The organism is Methylobacterium sp. 1030, from assembly GCF_040544715.1.
Taxonomy (GTDB): domain Bacteria; phylum Pseudomonadota; class Alphaproteobacteria; order Rhizobiales; family Beijerinckiaceae; genus Methylobacterium.
Genome location: NZ_JBEPKM010000041.1, coordinates 1 through 16,303, shown reverse-complemented (window position 1 = coordinate 16,303; position 16,303 = coordinate 1). Strand labels below are relative to the sequence as shown.

The window sequence follows — 16,303 nt, the reverse complement described above, 5'->3', positions numbered from 1 at the left end:
GCTCGCGAACCTCAGGGGAAAAGGGTGGGGTATGCTTCGTCATGGCTCCAGTCTCTCAAGAGTTGGAGCCTCCGAAAATCCCGGGGCGATTCAGTCGCGTCCGTAGCCGGGCAATCGTCATCCAGCGCAAGACCGGTCGGCCGGTGCAATTCGAACTTCTCGAACCTGCCCGCACCAGCATCCTGGCATGGCTTGAGGCCAGAGGCGGAACACTCGACGACTTTGCCTTCCCCAGCAGGCTCGAAGGTGTCACGCACATCAGCACCCGGCAGTATGCACGCCTCGTCGATGAGTGGGTCACAGGCATCGGGCTGCGCAGCGAGGACTATGGCACCCACTCCCTCGCCGCACGAAGGCGTCGTTGATCTACAAGCGGACCGGCAACCTGCGGGCGGTTCAGATCCTGCTCGGCCATACCAAGATCGAGAGCACAGTCAGGTACCTCGGCGTCGACGTCGAGGATGCTCTGACACTGGCCGAAGGAACTGAGATTTGAGCGTTCGGCCCCTCGGCTTCTGCGTCGAGGGGCTCCGAGACCAGCCCAGCAGCAATGCGCCCAACCCGGTCATTCATCAGCTTGAGACGGCCGCCTCGAAGCAGACGTGATTGTAGCTCAGCTCATGCATCTGGGATTAGGCGTTCCGCGAAGCGAGATCTAACGGCACGGAGGCATGGCGGACCTCCCCGCAACGAACGTGAAGCAGATCGTGCGGGAGGCCCGCGCGATGGTCGAATGCAGGGAGGCCGTGCTGGGACTCCGGGGCGCGACCACGCCGGTCAACGCACCGGCTACTATCCCGTCGCAACACCGCCGGGAACAGCTCTAGCCCTTCGACGCGGGTGCCGGCGGTACGGGGAGAATGATCTCAGCGGCGACCTTCCAGTCCGTCCCGATGCGCAGCCAATTGATGATCATGAGAAACGGTCTGGGCGTTCCGTCCTGTCCCGCGTACGAAACGGTGATGTTCATCGGCACGTAAGACTCCGCGACATCGTACGTCAGTCCGACCACCTTGAGCTTCGAATAGTCTGGCTCGAGCACCACCGGACCGGAGCTGCCGATGTCATGCAGCTTCTGATCGATCGCCTCGTTGCCCCAATAGCCAGCCCAGTTTCCCTCGGCCGGGTTCGCGCTCTTCGCCACCAACAGCGTTGTCGGCGATTGCCAGAACATATCATGCAACGATTTGAAATCGTGCTTGTTGGCCAGTTCCATCAGACGACTGAACTGCGCCCTGATTGCACCGAGGCTCGCAGAATCCAGAGGCTCCGCCTTGGCCTCAGAAGCTCCCGAGACAGCCGCGCTGAAAAGAACTGCGGCGGTGAAGCTGGCAAGACAGCGCTTGGACATGCCGAAAATTCCTCTCTATTTCGAGCCTGTCGGCCAGGACAGCCGAACGATCGACCATTCCTGCATTGCGGTCCCGCATCTCCGAGACGCCAGGGCCAGCAGCACCGTGATCAGACGGTCTTAGCCTGCACAGTCCCGCAGCAAGGCCGTAATCTTCGCATCGAGATCCCGGGCAACGGCGAGAGCTTCGGTGTTGCCATAGGGCAGCAGATAGCTCTCCATCCTGTCATAGGAGAGGTGCACGCCATCGGGCCGCTCATCGATAAGGATCGTGACCGGAGCATAGGATCCCGCGTCGGGCACGTGCTTGACCATCTCTTTCATGATGAGGGGATTGCCCACCAGAAAACGCACGCTCTTGGGTGCATCGGATTTGGATTCGCGCCGCAGAACGGCACCCAGATCGAATTCGGCAAAGAGCATGAAGCCCGTGCGGCCGAATCCACGCTGCACGACACGCTCGAAATCGGACGCGGAGGTTGCAGCCTGCGACGCCCGAACGAATTGGTACCAGTCCGGCTGACCGACCGCGGATTTGAGCGCCGTCACGACAGCGTCGAAGGGTCTGGAGCTCAGAATTCTAAGCCGCTCGACCGAAATTTTATCCACATTCATTATCGCTCTCGCACGAAATACACTCGATAGACCGCGCGACCGTTACGGAACGCCAGGACGATCACGCAATCGCCAGCGTGTTATTCAGACAGCACCTCTCTCGGCAGCCGCAGCCGCTCCCGACGCGGACGGGCCGGGAGCGGCCCTGTTACTTGGCGAGCGTGGCCTTCTCGATCGCCGCGGCGACTTCGTTCGCGTGAACGACGAGCGAGGCATGGCTGCCGGCAACTTCCGTCGTCTGGGCCTTCATCGCGGCGGCGAACAGTTTCTGGACTTCCGGTGCGATTACTTTGTCCTTCGTGGTGATCACGTAGAATGTCGGCTTGTGGTGCCACGCGGCCGCGTCGACCGGCGCTTCGAACGCCGTGTGGCTCAACGGTAATTGATGGTCCGCCAACGACTGGGCGATCTGCGGGGGAAGGTCGGCCGCGACCGCTGAGGGAAAGACTTTGGGATCGATGTACAGATTACCTTTGTCGTCGGGATGTATCGCCGCAGCACCTTCCGTGGCCGGACCGCCCTTGGCGAGGGCCGCCAGCGATTGGCCCACGTCCGGCGCAAAAGCGGAGACGTAGACGAGCGCCGAGACCTTGGGATCGTTGCCGGCCTGCGTGATGACGACGCCACCCCAGGAATGGCCGACGAGAACCGTCTTGCCTCTCTGCTTTGCCAGCGCCTGCTCGGTGGCCTCGACGTCGGCGGCAAGAGAAGTCAGCGGATTGTCAACGCGCGTGACGTTGTAGCCCTTCTTCGTGAGAATATCGGCGACGGGCTTCCAGCTCGATGCATCGACAAACGCGCCATGGACAAGGACAATATTGTGAGTCGCCCCCTTGGGCAGCTCTGTGGCGCGGGCAGCGGCCAATGTCGTTGCAGACATCAGGGCTGCGGCCAGGGACAGAACAACACCTTGCATAACAACTCCTGCCGACGGGCGGATAAAGCGAGGTCGCGGATGTTCAAGCGCTGCGAATTGTCCACGTCCTGAACCTTGCGTCAGGAACGATGGACGATTGCACGATGCGTCAACGCCCTCGGTAGGACCTAATATGACGGCACCTCGAACGGTAGAGCTTGATCGTCCGCGTGTTGTGTCCGATCGTCCGGGACCTTATCGTCGCTGTTATGGACGTCCTCGCCGAAGTACTCGACCGCGTGCGCCTGGGGGGGACCCTGCTGTTCCATTTCGAGCTCGGCCATCCCTGGAACCTGGCCCTCCCGCAACGCCCGTACGCGCTGTTCCATTACGTCAGCCATGGCTCGGCGACGCTCGCGCTTGATCAGGAGCGAGAATTCCACATGAGCGCGGGCGACCTTGTCGTAATCTCGCGTGGCGAGCCTCACGAATTCTATTCGGATCGCCGAGCGGAACCGTTCTCGATCACAGATCTGGATCGGTCGTCCGCGCATCACGGCATTGTTCGCCATGGCGGCAGCGCCCCGCCCTGTTCCACGATGATTTGCGGCAAGTTCACCGTGGCACAGCCATCGCGGAGCAGCCTGTTGGAATTGCTTCCGCCCGTCCTCCACCTCAAGTCGACGGAGGAGGGTGCGTGGCTCGAACTGATCCTGCAGCGCATGGTGCGTGAGTCGGCGCAGCCGCGCCCCGGTCAGGACGTGGTCCTTTCCCGATTGACGGAGGTCCTCTTCGTCGAGGTGCTGCGAAGCTGGTCGACATCGCTGCGTCCCGGCGAAGGCGGCTGGCTCGGGGCGATCACGGACCCGCATATCGGACCGGCGCTTCGATTGATCCACAAGCACTTGGATCGGTCCTGGACATTGGACGAGTTGGGACAGCAGGTCGGGCTCGGTCGCTCGGCGTTCTCGGCTCGCTTCACCAAGCTCGTCGGCCAATCGATGTACCGCTATCTGATCGCGCGACGGATGTCGGAAGCTGCCTTCTTGCTCGAGACGAGCGACCTGGGAATTGCACGCATTGCGACCGGCGTCGGCTACAAGTCCGTCGCCGCGTTCTCAAAGCTTTTTCACCGGCATCATGGTCTATCACCTGGCCGTTACAGAGCGACCCGACACGTCGAAGGGGATGCGCAGCCGGAGAACGGCCTGTAACGCCGGTACTTCGACCGGCCGAAGTCCGGGCCAGGCGGAGCAGGCCGGTCCCGCATCGGCGGCGCTTCCCCGGAGCGGTGGAGCGCCTGGCGTGACGAGAGCCGCAACCAGCCTGCCCGGGTGACCCGATCCACCTCGGTCATCCGCGCCACCGGTGTCGGGTGGGAGGCAAGCTGCGGTCAGATCCGCGTCAGCCGCGAGGCCAGATGCCCGAGCGCCGGCGCGGAGGCGACTGCGCGCACCAGCTGCCTGGCGGCTTTGGGGGTCTCCGCCGCGCGCCAGAGCCATCCGGCCAGAGTGATCGGGACGGACGACCTTCGCGAGAACGATCGCTGAAAGCGTTCGGCCGGCTCGCCGCGCACGATCGCGGTGGCCGCGGCTAAGCCGCTGCACAGCGCAATGGCGATTCCTTCGCCCGCGAGAGACGGGATGACTCCGGCCTGATCCCCGATCCGGTAGAGGTTCGCCGGTCCGGCACCCGCGCGCCAGCCGTAGGGTACGTTCGCGACCGCTTGGGCGCGCCCGAGCGTCGCCGCGGCCAAGCGCAGACCGAGGGCGGGCGATTCCTCCGCGACAGCCTGGAGGAACCGATCCGGTCCGCCGTCGACCTCGCTGAGGCGGCTTCGTCGGACGGCGAGGCAGAGGTTGGCACTGCCATCCTCCTGGATGACCAATCCGGCATATCCGCCGCGGAACAGGTGCAGTTCCACCCGGTCGGAGAGCAACGTCGCGAGCGCCCGGCTCGCACCCAGGCGCCAGCGCAGCCCGACCGCGGCGTCCCCGTCCGGACGCGGGCGCAAGACACCGCGCAGATCATGCTTGCCGGTCGCGAGGATCGTGCAGGGCGGGTGGATCTCGCCCCCGTCGACAAGACGCACCCGGCCCTCCGCCAGGGCCCGCGCCCCGATCCCGGTCTCGATCGCCGCGCCCGCCGCCCGTGCGCGCGCGCGCAGGGCCTCGTCGAGGACGCGGCGCGAGAGGGCGACGGCAGGTGCGGGCAGCCGAGCTTCGGCTCCGTCCTGCCCCGAGAACAACGCCAGCGCCCCGACACGATGAGCGCCAAGGGAAACGGGATCGACGCCCAGATCGATCAGGCGCCGGGTCGTCGTCCAGCTCAGGAAGCCGCCGCACAGAGCATCCTGCGCTTCGGGATTACGTTCAATCAGCAATGGCCGCAGGCCCGCCCGGGCAAGTCCGATGGCGGCGGCGGCACCGGCCGGGCCGCCCCCGATGATCAGCGGAGGCGCTCGATGCATAGCCGGAACGGGAACCAACGGGTGACAGAGGCTTCGGCGATTCCGGCCTCGGCCAGGACCGGCGGCCATTCCGCCGGCCGGTATGCGCGCGCGATCGAGAGGGTGCCGTCCTCGCGGACGATCCGATGCCATCCCATGGCCCGAGCCAGGATCGGAAAGCCCGCATAGGGCAGGGCGTGGCGATGCAGGTCGTTGATCAGCCAGCCGACACGCGCCTCGCGCTCCATGAAGCGAAGGAACGCCAGCAGTTCCGCGTGGTCCATGTGGTGCGCGACGAGGCTCGACACGATAACATCCCAGCCCTGTCCGGCGAGGTCCGCGTAGGCGCCGGTCCGGTACTCGATGCGGAGCGCGCGGTCGGTTGCCGCCCGGGCGACCGGCGCCGAACGGGGGTTGATGTCGATCCCGAACAACTCCACGGGCACGCCCTCCCTGGCCGCCCAGCGCGCGATCCGACGCAGCATGTCGCCCTGCCCGAAACCGACGTCGAGGAGCCTGAGGCGCCCGGCGCGCCGGGCCGCCCGCCTCAGGAAAGCCAAGGTTGGCCGCGCCGCCAGCGTCCATCGGTTGACGCGCGCGAGGTCGGCAAGGAGCGCGGCGTATGCGGCCTCGGGCAGATCCGGAGCATCCATCTGTTCTTGGTCCGAAGCCCGGACGGCCAGCGAGCGAGGGCGCGCGGGCTCGTGCCGCCCGGCGGTTCCAGAGGGCCCGGAACCCTGCGGAGCCGGTGCTCTGTCGGGGCTCCGCGTCGGCGGCTCCGGCCATCGCTCGATCCCGGTGTCAGTCGTCGTTGGCATCGAACACCTCTCCCGCGTCGACATCGAAGGACGCCTCGCGCACCGGAACGCCCGCGACCTGCGTCGGGAGACGGGCGGAATCCGGGCGCCGACATCCCGCCCGGTATTGCAACGTCTTCGAATGACGGCCGGCGAGCCCGGGATGCCGGACCCGGGCGCCGGGAGCGCGGAGCTAGGCCGCCTTTTGGAACATCATCGTTTCGGCGACGAGGCCCGGGCCGAACGCCATCGCACAACCGACCTCACCCGCCTTCGCCTGATCCATGAGCGCGGCGAGCACGAACATGACGGTCGCCGACGACATGTTGCCGAACCGACGCAAGATATCGCGCGAGACCGCCAACGCGCTGGGCGGCAGCGCGAAGGCGCGCTCCACGGCGTCGAGCACGGTTCGGCCGCCCGGATGGACGGCCCAGGCGCCGACGTCCGGAATCCGATGTCCCGCCAGGAACTCGTCCGCGCGACCGCTGATCCCTTCCTGCACTGCCGCGGGCAGGCGGCCCGACAGGACCATGTCGAACCCGGATTCGCGGATATGCCAGGTCAGGAGCTGTCGCGTGTCGGGCGTGAGCAGGGCGTTGAACGCGTCGAGCCTCAGCCCCGTCGGATCGGCGGAGACGATACTGGCAGCGCACCCGTCCGCGAAGAGGAGGAATGTCAGGATCTGCTCGAGATCAGAGGTCTCCTGCAGGTGCAGCGTGCAGAGCTCGATGCTCAGCACCAGGACCCGGGCCTGCGGCTCCGAACGAACGATGTGCCGCGCGATCTTCAGGGCGTTGATCGCGGCGTAGCAGCCCATGAAGCCGACCATCGTCCGCTCGACCGACCCCCTGAGACCGCAGCGCTCGATGATGTCGATGTCCAGCCCCGGTGCCGAGAAGCCGGTGCAACTCGACACCACGAGATGAGTGATGCGGTCCCGCTGATCGCCGAGTTGGAGTTTCTCGACCGCACGCGTCGCGAGCGCAGGGGCGTGCTCCTCGTAGAGTCGCATGCGGGCCGCGGTCGTCGGGAAGCTCCCGGGTCGGTAGAGGCCGTCGGCATCCACGGCGTCGTGGCCCGGGTCGAGCCCGGGCGCGAGGCAGGAATACCGATGCTCGATCCCGCTGCGCTCCACCATGCGGTCCAGGATGCGCAGCTTGTGCCGGTCGTCGGCGAGCTGAGATCGGGCGAAGGCCGCGAAGGCCGCGTGGACGTCGTGGGGCGGGACGGCCGTCTCGATGCGGTTGAGGTAGGCTTCCGTCATGGCTTCGGCTCCAGGCTCGGCTCGGCGCGTCTGCGAACGAGCAGCAGGGCGGCAATCGCGACCACGTTGAGGGTCCCGACGAGCATCCAGGCATCGCCGATCGAAGCGGTCAGGGCCGCCTTCTCGATGAGCGGCGCGACGAGGGCGCGCGTCGCTTCGCTGTCCGGCTTGCCCGACTGGGCCGCGAAAACGGCCGGCGGGATGCCAACAAGTTTCGCGGCGTCGAGATCGCCGGACGCGAGTCGCGCGACGAGATCGGATACGTGGCCGGGGATCCGCCCGTAGATCACGGTGTCGATCAGCGAGAGGCCGACGGCACCGCCGAGATTTCGCATGAGGTTGAACAGCCCGCTGGCATCCGGAACGCTCTCGGTCGCCAGATGACCCAGCGCCAACCGTGTCGGCGCCAGCAGGCAGAACATGATGGCGAGCCCGCGTACGATCTGCGGGACGACCAGCGCGCCAGGATCCATCGAGGCCGTCTGGGTCGTGCTCAGGAACGAGCCGACCGCGAACAGACCGAATCCGAGGACGGCGAGCACGGTCGCGTCGACGCGCTCGTCCAGGGCGACGGCGAGTGGAGACGCGGCGAGTTGCGCCAGGCCGGTGACGAGCATGATCTCGCCGATCGCGAGCGGCCTGCGTCCCTGCACGTAGCCGAGGAAGACCGGCATGAGGTAGACGCAACCGTAAAGGCCCACCCCGCACGCGAAGCTGAGTGCCGAGCCCACGGCGAAGCGGCGATCCGCGAACATCCGGAGCTCGACGAGCGGATGGGCCGCCGCCAGGGTACGGCGGACGAACACGAGCGCGGCCACCGTGCTCGCGCCGAGATGTGCGACGGCTGCAGGCGCCACCCAGCCGGATTCCGGGGCCGCCTTGAGGCCGAGCTCCAGATTGCACAGGGCGACGGCCAGGAGCCCTAGGGCTGTCACATCGAGTTCGCCGAGCCGTCCGCGCCGCCGGTCACGCGGCAGCAGCCAGTACCCGCCGATGGCCGAGACGAGACCGGCGGGCACGTTGATCAGGAACAGCCAATGCCAGGTCGCCGTCTCAGTGATCCAGCCGCCGACGACGGGGCCGGCGGTCGGGGCGAGGACGGCGAGCGTTCCCGCGACGGCCGTGGCGATGCCCTGGCGGTTCGGCGGGAACAGCAGGAAGACGGCTGAAAACACGGTCGGGATCAACGCGCCCCCGGACGCGCCCTGGAGCGCGCGCCAGACGATGAGCGAGGCAAAGCCGCCGCTCGCGGCACAACCGCACGACGCGAACGTGAACAGGGTCACCGATGTCACGAAGAGCCGGCGCATGCTCGCCAGGCGCGTGAGGGGACCCGTGAGCGGAATGACGAGCACCTCGGCGGTAAGATACGCCGTCTGGACCCAGCTGACCCGGTCCGGCGGGATCCCGAGACCCGTCTGGATCCGCGGAAGGGATGTCGCGACGATCTGGATGTCCAGGATGGCGATGAACATGCCGACGCACAGGATGGCGAAGCCGGCCCATGTTCGGGGCCCGGCGGTCGGCGCAGGCGCACTGGCCCCACCCCGGTCCGTTGGAGCCGGTCGATCGGCGGCGTCCGCGACGTCGCGGACGATCGGAACGGCAGCCCGGGCCGCGTGCTGGATATCGGGCATCCGCGAGCGAACGGCACCGACGGGACGCGGCGCCATTTCAGGGGCGTCCAGCCGCGGGCAGGCGGCCCGCCGGCGTCACGGCGTCCGAAATCACGGCGATCCTCATGTGACCCCTCTGAGCGACAGACCGTCCGCCGGCTCGCGGTCCATAGATCAGTTCGTGGCCCCCGGCGTCATCCTGTGAAATCTGACAGGCTTACGTCGGGCGGGGCGGGCCTAAGCCTTCGAAGCCGGGCCACCGGGTCCGCTGGGGGGATCGCCATGTCGTTGCTGCGCAAGACCCTGGCTTGGCGCCACTCCCTGGTCGCGAAGCTGGGTCTCATGGTGCTCCTCTTCATGGCCGCGACGGAGGGCGCCCGCCTCCTCAGCCTGGATCGGCTCGAACATGCCGACGCGCTCTCCCGCGAGATGCACCACCGCTGGCTAGAGCGCATCCGGGTCCTCGGGAGTCTGAACCACGGGATCTCGGACGCGCGCACCGCGGAGGCCGAAATCCTTCTCGGCCCGGATCTCGCGGACCGCCCCGATCGCCTGGCGTCGCTGCAGCGCGTGTCCGCCCATCTCGCGGAAGTGATGACACGCTATGCGGCGCTGCTCCGGCGAGGCGAGGACCGGAGCGAGCTCGTGCGGCTGCAAGACCTGTGGCGCGCGCACGCAGCCGTGGCGGAGCGCGTGGCCGCGCTGAGCCGGGACGGCGAGGCCGACCAAGGAATCCTGCTGTTCAACGGCGAGTCGAAGATCACCTTCGACGCGGCCCGCGACGCCGCCTTCAGGCTAACGCTCGCTACAGAGGCGCGCGCGGAGGCCGACCGCGGCCGAGCAGCCGCGGCCATCGCGGAAGCTCAGGACTGGGTCTCCGACCTGATGCTCGGGACCCTGGCCCTGTTCTTCGCCATCACGGTCTACGTCTGGCGCGCCATCTCGCAGCCGCTCCTGCGGCTCGCCGATCGCATGCGGCGTCTCGCGGATTACGAGACCGACTTCGCGCTCCCCGACGAGAAGCGGCCAGACGAGATCGGGGCGATGGCGCGAGCGCTTGCGGTGTTCCGGAGCAATACCACCGAGCTTCTTGAGTCGCGCAAGCGCCTAGCCATACAATCCGGGGCGCTAAGCACCGCCCTGCAGAAGGAGCGGGCGCTCGCCGTTGAGCAGCGCAACTTCATAACGACGGTCTCGCATGAATTCCGCACGCCGCTGATGGCGATCGACGGGAACGCGCAGCGGCTGATCGCGACCAAGGACCGGGCCAAGCCGGGCGACATCGCCGATCGGGCACACCGCATCCGGTCCGCCGTGTTCCGGATCGCGAGCCTGATGTCGGGCCTATCGCGGGCGCTGGAGGATACCGGCGGAAACCTCCGCCCGCGCATGCGCCGCTTCGATCTCGCCGCGATGCTGCGGTCGTTGTGCCGGTACTATCGCGAGATCGGGATGAGTGGTGAGTTGGTCGAAGACATGTCGGATGCATCGCTGGAGATCGTCGGCGATCCCGACCTTTTGCATCTGGCCGTCAGCAATCTTCTCTCGAACGGGTTCAAGTATGCGTCGGACAGCGACCCCGTCCGACTGCGGGCATACCCGTCCGGCGCCGGCGTCGAGATCGTCGTCGAGGACGAGGGCGTGGGCATCCCGCGCGGCGAGATCGGACGCATCCGGGAGCGCTACTACCGGGCGAGCAACGTCGGCACGATACCGGGCACGGGGATCGGGCTGAGCCTCGTGGAGGAGATCGCACGCCGCCATGGCGGCCGCCTCATCATCGAGAGCGAAGAGGGCCGCGGAACCCGTGCTATGCTGGCGCTGCCGCGAGACGGGGCGCTGTCATCCCCGGAGCCGGAGCATGCCTAGGATACTCTGCGTTGAGGACGACGAGGAAACGGCGAGCCTGGTCGCGGAAGCCCTGGTCGACCTCGGCTACACGGTGGAACGCGCCTCGGACGGGGAGGCGGGTTTGTCGGCCATCCAAATGTCACCTCCGGACCTGGTCCTGTGCGACGTGCGCATGCCGGGGATGAACGGCCTGGACTTGCTCGAGCAACTGGCTGCGGCTGCCCCGCACCTCGCGCGGATCCCTTTCGTGTTCCTCACGGCGCTCGACGATCGCGGCAGCGAGATCGCCGCGCGCCGGAAGGGCGCGGATGACTACCTCACCAAGCCGGTCGACTTCGAGATGCTGGCTGTCGTGGTGGAGCATCGTCTCCGCGCGGGTCGAGGCGGGCAGGGCCAAGACGCGTTCGGCCATCTGACCGGCCGGGAACGGGAAGTGTTGACCTGGGCCAGCCGCGGGAAGACGTCCGCGGAGATCGCCCTGATCCTCGATCTGCGGGAGCGAACCGTCAACTTCCATTTCGACCAGGCCATGAAGCGCCTGAACGTCGTCAATAGAACGCATGCGGTGGCCCGTGCGCTCTCGTTGCGGTTGATCGATTGACGGATTTGGGCCGCGTGAACGGTTCCGGCAGACCGTCTGGTCGCGCGCTCCCCATGATGATGTCCTTCTTGCGATAGGACATGCGCCGGTCCTTGCCTGCAGCCCGGGGCAGCCGTGGCTCGGATCAGCATGCGTGGGACTGTCCGGTCAGCGACGTCCTTGGGGTTGGCCGGCAGCCTCAAGGATGAGGTCCGCGACGTATGGTGCCTGCGAAATTAGGGACAGGTGGCTCGCCGCGAGTTCCACGGTCTTCGCGCTCATGCGCTTGGCCATGAACCGTTCGAGGTCCGGGTTGATGGTCCGGTCCTCGGTCGACACGGCGTAGAAGCTCGGCTTCGATCGCCACGCCGCCTGGGTTGTCCTCCCGGCCAACAACGCCTTGTGGAACGGCTGCTGGACCGCGAACAGAACCTTGGCTCGGTCCGCCGGTAGGTCGCCCGCGAAGTCTCTCAGGAAGGCCGCCTCGCTCAGGCGCCCCTCGTCGCCGTCGAACACAATTCCGGCCGAGGCCGGCGGCGTCGGATAGGTCTTGGCCAGCGCAGTGTAATCCTCGCCGGCATCGGGCGCCCGGGCCGCGACGTAGACGAGGGCGGACACCTTCGGGTCGATCCCGGCCTCGGTCACGATCATGCCGGAGAACGAGTGGCCCACGAGGACGATCGGTCCCTCCTGCCGGGCCAGAACCCGCCGTGCGGACGCGACGGCCTCCTCGAAGGTGGTCAGCGGGTTCTGCACGGAGGTGACGTTCAGGCCCTTCTCCTGCAGCCGCGGGATCACCTCGGACCAGCACGACCCGTCGGCGAACAGTCCGTGGACCAGGACGACGCTGCGCGCACGCGGCAGATCCTGGGCCGGCGCCGTCCCGGGAAGCAGCGCGGCGGCGGCGCCGGCGAAGAGCGTTTGGCTGAACAGTCTCCGAGTCATCATGGCGGCCATCTCCGTTCCGGTTCGACAGGTGCAGGATGTGCCGTCCCTGTTCGTCGCCGGTGCAGGAAGGATACATCCGTTGCGGCCGGCGACCGCTGTGGGCAGAGGCGGGCGGCCACAATCTCCGTCTGCAGATAGATCTCACGTAACTGTTGAATGCGAGCGCTCCAGCGCGGCGAGCCGACCGGCCTTCAACCGTACTGCGCGCAGCTGCAGCCGAGAGCATGCGCATTACACCGCCCCCCGACGGAGGGACGCATCGTCGAGTGAACCGCGAAGTGTCCACTTCGATACCCGGGCTATCCGAGAGCGGACCTGCCGCTCTCGGCCAGAACCGTTTGCGACACGGATCATCGCTCGTCCGGAGACCACTCGGGGCTGTAGCCCCCGAGGGTCGGGTGATACATCTCGTCGCCGGAATGCTGCGTGAACTCCACGTTGAGGCGATCCTTGTGCAACCCGAGGATCTCGATGCAGTGGGCGCACAGCGCCTTGGCGACTTCCATCCGCAACTCGGCCGAGCGTCCCTTGCGGATGTCCAGCATCATCACGGACACCGGCACCGGCGCGCCGCCGGCCTCCGGTATCCGCCACACGCCGCCCTCGCCGAGTTCGCGGATGGCGACGCTGATCCGCCTGATGTCGACCGACATCATCTCCGCATAGGTCTGGCTCATCTGCGCCGCGAGGCGCTTCTTGGAGGCCACGGAATGCGGGCCGGTCACGTCGAGCTGGAGGTACGGCATGGATGGCCTCCAGGCTCAGGCCGCGTTCGACGTCGCAAGCCCGTAGCGCGCCGACGGCTTGGCGTTGCCGAACTTGGCGGCCATGGCCCGGCGATCCTCCTCCCAGCGCGTCCAATCGGACTCATCCTGCAGTCCTGGGATGGTGACAAGCTCGCCCTGATCGAGACCGGCCAAAGCCGCGTCGACCAGATCGGCCGCCGACATGGTGATCGCCGATGTCTTCTGTGCCGCGTAACCGGCGACATCCCAGAACTCTGTAGCCGTCGCGCCGGGCAGCACGGTCTGGACGCGCACGCCCTTGTCCGCGAGGTCCTTCTGCAGCGCGTGGCCGAAGCTGAGGACGTAGGATTTCGAGGCGCTGTAGACGCCGTTCAGCATCTCGACCGCGATGCCGACGACGGACGAGATATTGATGATTGTCCCTGATCCGCGCGCCACGAAAGCAGGAGCGACCGCATAGGTCAGGCGGGTCAGCGCGGTGATGTTGAGCTGGATCATCGCGTCCATCGTTTCCACGTCGGCCTGAAGGGTCGAGGCGACGGAGCCGATGCCCGCGTTGTTCACGAGCATGGTGATGCTCGCGTCCTCGCGCAGGCGAGCCTCCAGGCGCGCGAGATCGTCTTTGCGTCCCAGATCGGCCTTGAACGGCTCAACCTTGCGCCCCGTCTCGCGGGTCAGGCGGTCGGCCAGCGCCTGCAGGCGCTCATCGTTTCGAGCGACTAGCAGCAGGTCATACCCCCGTCTGGTGAGGCGGTCGGCGTAAACCGCGCCGATGCCGGCAGATGCACCGGTCACGACAGCGAGGCCCTTCGTGGATTGAGTGGTCATCGTCGCTCTCCTCTTTCTTCGCGCCACGGGTTGGCGGCGCTCGATGGGAGAAAGCTACCGTTGCCCTTGAGCGGCGCAAATGTCATAGTTGCGTCGATTTAGGTCATAGAGGCGGGCATGCAGCGCGTCGGCTTCGTCGTCTATCCGGGGTACTCGATGATGGCGCTGGCGGCCGTGCCGGCCTTCGAGGTCGCCAATCTCGCGGCGGACGCGGCAACCTACGACATCCACTTCATCTCCGAGCATGGCGGTCCGGTCGGCACCTCGGCCGGCATGAACGTGGAGACGGAGGCATTCGGCGAAACGCCCTTCGACACGCTCATCATCGGCGGCGGCACCTTCGTGCAACCGTCGACGCCCCGGCTCGTCGCGCTCGTTCAGCGCGCGGCCGAAAACGCCCGGCGCGTTGCCGCCATCTGCACAGGGGCCTTCGTCCTCGGCGAGGCCGGCCTGCTCGACGGACGGCGGGTCACGACGCACTGGATGCACGCGCGGGAGCTACAGTCCCAGTTTCCGGATTGCTCGGCCGACACGGACCGCATTTTCATCAACGATGGCCCGATCTGGACGTCGGCGGGCATGAGCGCTGGCATCGACCTCGCGCTTGCTCTGATCGAGGCGGATCTCGGCCACGCGGTGACGAAGGAGATCGCTAAGAAGCTCGTGCTCTACCATCGCCGGGCCGGTGGCCAGTCGCAGTTCTCGACCCTGCTCGACCTCGACGCGAAGTCGGACCGCATCCAGGCGGCCCTGACCTATGCCAAACAGAACCTCCACCGCCCGCTCTCGGTCGAGGAGTTGGCGCAAGCCGCCCACCTGAGCCCGCGCCAGTTCAGCCGTGTGTTCCATGCCGAGACCGGCCAGTCGCCGGCCAAGGCGGTCGAGAACCTCCGGGTCGAGGCCGCGCGCGTTTTGATGGAGCGCAGCCGGCATCCCATCGACGCCGTCGCCGACCAAACTGGCTTCGCAGACCGCAATCGGATGCGTCGCGCGTTCCTTCGAGCGTTCGGGCAGCCGCCACAGGCTATCCGGCGTAATGCGCGTGGGGATTTGAATACGGCGAATGCGTAGCGTTGGCCACCCGCGGTCAAACACCCCTTGCAGAATGATTATCCCCGAACGTCTGCTTCATTGCGAAGTTCTGATAAATGAATTTGTCTGATTTGAATTTTGGCAGCTCGTCCGATTTTCTAATAGGTCGGCGCAGAAGCAGACCGGCGGCTTTCGACCACATTTGCCACCACGAAGCGCTCATTCAAACATCTCAGATGGGCTGTTTCGAGACGGTGTATTTTCGGACGACAACGTCTTGTAGCCGACATCGCCGCCGGAACCGCTTTCGACCCACATGAGCCGTCTGAGGTTCAGGAAGCTCGATCTGAACGCCGACGTCCAATGGGACCCCAAACGCGCACTACGTATCGAACCCCACCTGAAATCATACTGTAACGAGGCATGACCAAGAGACACCGACGTACGCCAGAAAGGGTGTCGAATGGCTATCTACATACTCGTTGCTGGATCGTGGCACGGTAGTTGGTGTTGGTCGCAGGTCGTGCCGCTGCTTGAGCGAGCCGGACATCGCGTTCTGACACCCGATCTGTGCGACGTGATCTCCGATCAGCACTCGGCGGCAAAACAGCCGCTCCAAGCTTGGGCGGATCAGGTTGCCGCGATTACCGCCGCCCAGAACGAACCGGTCATTCTCGTCGGGCACAGCCGCGCCGGCCTCATCATCAGTGAAGTGGCCGAACGCATACCTCATAAAATCGCCTTACTCGTTTATCTATGCGCTTTTCTTCTCAAGGATGGCCAGACGTTGAATGATATCGTAGAGAAATCGGCCAATGCCGAGGCGTTTAGTAAGGCAATAATATTTGATGATGACGGAAATTGTACAGTCAGCCGCGAAGGCGTCAAAACATTTTTCTACAACGAAACGCCTGAACTTCTAGTGCAGTTCGCGTGCGAACGCCTTGTTCCCGAGACAACCAAGATTTGGTCGACGCCGATCCACGTTACTGAGCCTCGCTTCGGGTCGGTCCGACGAGCCTACATCACGTGCGCGAAAGATCGGCGATCCCGATTGCTCAGCAGCAAGCCATGCAACGAGCCACTCCAGTTTCGCACACCGTCACGTTGGAGAGCGATCACTCGCCGTTCTTTTCTCAGCCGAGCGAATTGGTCGCTGCGCTTGAGCATATTCGGCAAGCAGACTGAGCGCGGAAGAGCTTCTTGCGATGGTAGCAGCGCCCGCTTTTGCAGCAGTGTCTCTCCCATGCCGTTCCGACCGGGTTGGGTCGGTAGGAGGCCGTCCTGTGTGGATGGCTCCCGCATTGCAAGTGGCGAATTGAGCTTCTGACGCGTTGGTCGGGTGCAGTCTTGTGTCCGGCCTGTTG

The 16,303-nt window shown here is 66.0% G+C and carries 15 protein-coding genes and 1 pseudogene; 6 read left to right on the top strand and 10 right to left on the bottom strand.

Translation table 11 applies throughout. From position 1 onward, the window contains the following. Positions 1–95 precede the first annotated feature (95 nt). Positions 96–496 (top strand): annotated as a pseudogene (locus ABIC30_RS30965) (tyrosine-type recombinase/integrase); the annotation flags it as partial. Between the two features lie 327 nt (positions 497–823). Here ABIC30_RS30965 and ABIC30_RS30960 read toward each other — a convergent pair. The 3 genes from ABIC30_RS30960 to ABIC30_RS30950 form a co-directional block, all read right to left on the bottom strand. Beyond that, on the bottom strand, positions 824–1,351 hold the full coding sequence (locus ABIC30_RS30960; protein WP_103986511.1) for a hypothetical protein: 528 nt from the start codon (positions 1,349–1,351) through the stop codon (positions 824–826). Positions 1,352–1,471: 120 nt separating this feature from the next. Continuing rightward, complete coding sequence (locus ABIC30_RS30955; RefSeq protein WP_103986510.1) at positions 1,472–1,966, bottom strand: DUF302 domain-containing protein; 495 nt, start codon at positions 1,964–1,966, stop codon at positions 1,472–1,474. 148 nt (positions 1,967–2,114) lie between these two features. Continuing rightward, entirely contained in the window at positions 2,115–2,882 is a 768-nt protein-coding gene (locus ABIC30_RS30950; RefSeq protein WP_103986509.1) for an alpha/beta fold hydrolase, read from the bottom strand. A 209-nt stretch (positions 2,883–3,091) separates the two neighbouring features. Here ABIC30_RS30950 and ABIC30_RS30945 point away from each other — a divergent pair, with 209 nt between their 5' ends. Beyond that, positions 3,092–4,036 carry an AraC family transcriptional regulator gene (locus tag ABIC30_RS30945; RefSeq protein WP_103986513.1) on the top strand — a complete coding sequence of 315 codons (945 nt, stop codon included), beginning with the start codon at positions 3,092–3,094 and terminating at the stop codon, positions 4,034–4,036. A 179-nt stretch (positions 4,037–4,215) separates the two neighbouring features. On the opposite strand, the gene ABIC30_RS30940 is transcribed toward ABIC30_RS30945, so the two are convergent. The 4 genes from ABIC30_RS30940 to ABIC30_RS30925 all read right to left on the bottom strand — a co-directional run bounded on the left by ABIC30_RS30940 (position 4,216) and on the right by ABIC30_RS30925 (position 8,972). Further along, positions 4,216–5,292, bottom strand: a complete 1,077-nt coding sequence (locus ABIC30_RS30940) for an NAD(P)/FAD-dependent oxidoreductase (protein WP_234083230.1) — start codon at positions 5,290–5,292, stop codon at positions 4,216–4,218. After that, a complete protein-coding gene (locus ABIC30_RS30935) occupies positions 5,271–5,924 on the bottom strand; it encodes a methyltransferase domain-containing protein (RefSeq protein ID WP_103986507.1) in 654 nt (217 codons plus the stop codon). The genes ABIC30_RS30940 and ABIC30_RS30935 overlap by 22 nt, the downstream gene beginning before the upstream one ends. A gap of 337 nt (positions 5,925–6,261) precedes the next feature. Continuing rightward, positions 6,262–7,335 carry a type III polyketide synthase gene (locus ABIC30_RS30930; protein WP_103986506.1) on the bottom strand — a complete coding sequence of 358 codons (1,074 nt, stop codon included), beginning with the start codon at positions 7,333–7,335 and terminating at the stop codon, positions 6,262–6,264. Beyond that, on the bottom strand, positions 7,332–8,972 hold the full coding sequence (locus tag ABIC30_RS30925) for a DHA2 family efflux MFS transporter permease subunit (RefSeq protein ID WP_234083232.1): 1,641 nt from the start codon (positions 8,970–8,972) through the stop codon (positions 7,332–7,334). The genes ABIC30_RS30930 and ABIC30_RS30925 overlap by 4 nt, the downstream gene beginning before the upstream one ends. A 267-nt stretch (positions 8,973–9,239) precedes the next feature. Here ABIC30_RS30925 and ABIC30_RS30920 point away from each other — a divergent pair, with 267 nt between their 5' ends. Next, positions 9,240–10,820 carry a sensor histidine kinase gene (locus ABIC30_RS30920; protein WP_181049263.1) on the top strand — a complete coding sequence of 527 codons (1,581 nt, stop codon included), beginning with the start codon at positions 9,240–9,242 and terminating at the stop codon, positions 10,818–10,820. Beyond that, a complete protein-coding gene (locus ABIC30_RS30915; RefSeq protein WP_234083235.1) occupies positions 10,813–11,403 on the top strand; it encodes a response regulator transcription factor in 591 nt (196 codons plus the stop codon). Before ABIC30_RS30920 ends, ABIC30_RS30915 begins: the two co-directional genes overlap by 8 nt. Positions 11,404–11,550: 147 nt before the next feature. Here ABIC30_RS30915 and ABIC30_RS30910 read toward each other — a convergent pair whose 3' ends face one another. The 3 genes from ABIC30_RS30910 to ABIC30_RS30900 all read right to left on the bottom strand — a co-directional run bounded on the left by ABIC30_RS30910 (position 11,551) and on the right by ABIC30_RS30900 (position 13,904). Further along, positions 11,551–12,330: an alpha/beta fold hydrolase gene (locus ABIC30_RS30910; RefSeq protein WP_103986512.1), complete on the bottom strand. Its 780-nt coding sequence runs from the start codon at positions 12,328–12,330 to the stop codon at positions 11,551–11,553. Positions 12,331–12,680: 350 nt separating this feature from the next. Beyond that, on the bottom strand, positions 12,681–13,076 hold the full coding sequence (locus ABIC30_RS30905; protein ID WP_103986502.1) for a tautomerase family protein: 396 nt from the start codon (positions 13,074–13,076) through the stop codon (positions 12,681–12,683). 15 nt (positions 13,077–13,091) lie between these two features. Then, complete coding sequence (locus ABIC30_RS30900) at positions 13,092–13,904, bottom strand: SDR family NAD(P)-dependent oxidoreductase (protein ID WP_103986501.1); 813 nt, start codon at positions 13,902–13,904, stop codon at positions 13,092–13,094. A gap of 117 nt (positions 13,905–14,021) precedes the next feature. Between ABIC30_RS30900 and ABIC30_RS30895 the strand changes: the two genes are divergently transcribed. After that, positions 14,022–14,975, top strand: coding sequence for a GlxA family transcriptional regulator (locus tag ABIC30_RS30895; RefSeq protein WP_354456756.1), 954 nt, complete (start codon positions 14,022–14,024; stop codon positions 14,973–14,975). A gap of 484 nt (positions 14,976–15,459) precedes the next feature. Then, positions 15,460–16,266, top strand: coding sequence for an alpha/beta fold hydrolase (locus ABIC30_RS30890; protein WP_354456755.1), 807 nt, complete (start codon positions 15,460–15,462; stop codon positions 16,264–16,266). Positions 16,267–16,303: the final 37 nt, after the last annotated feature.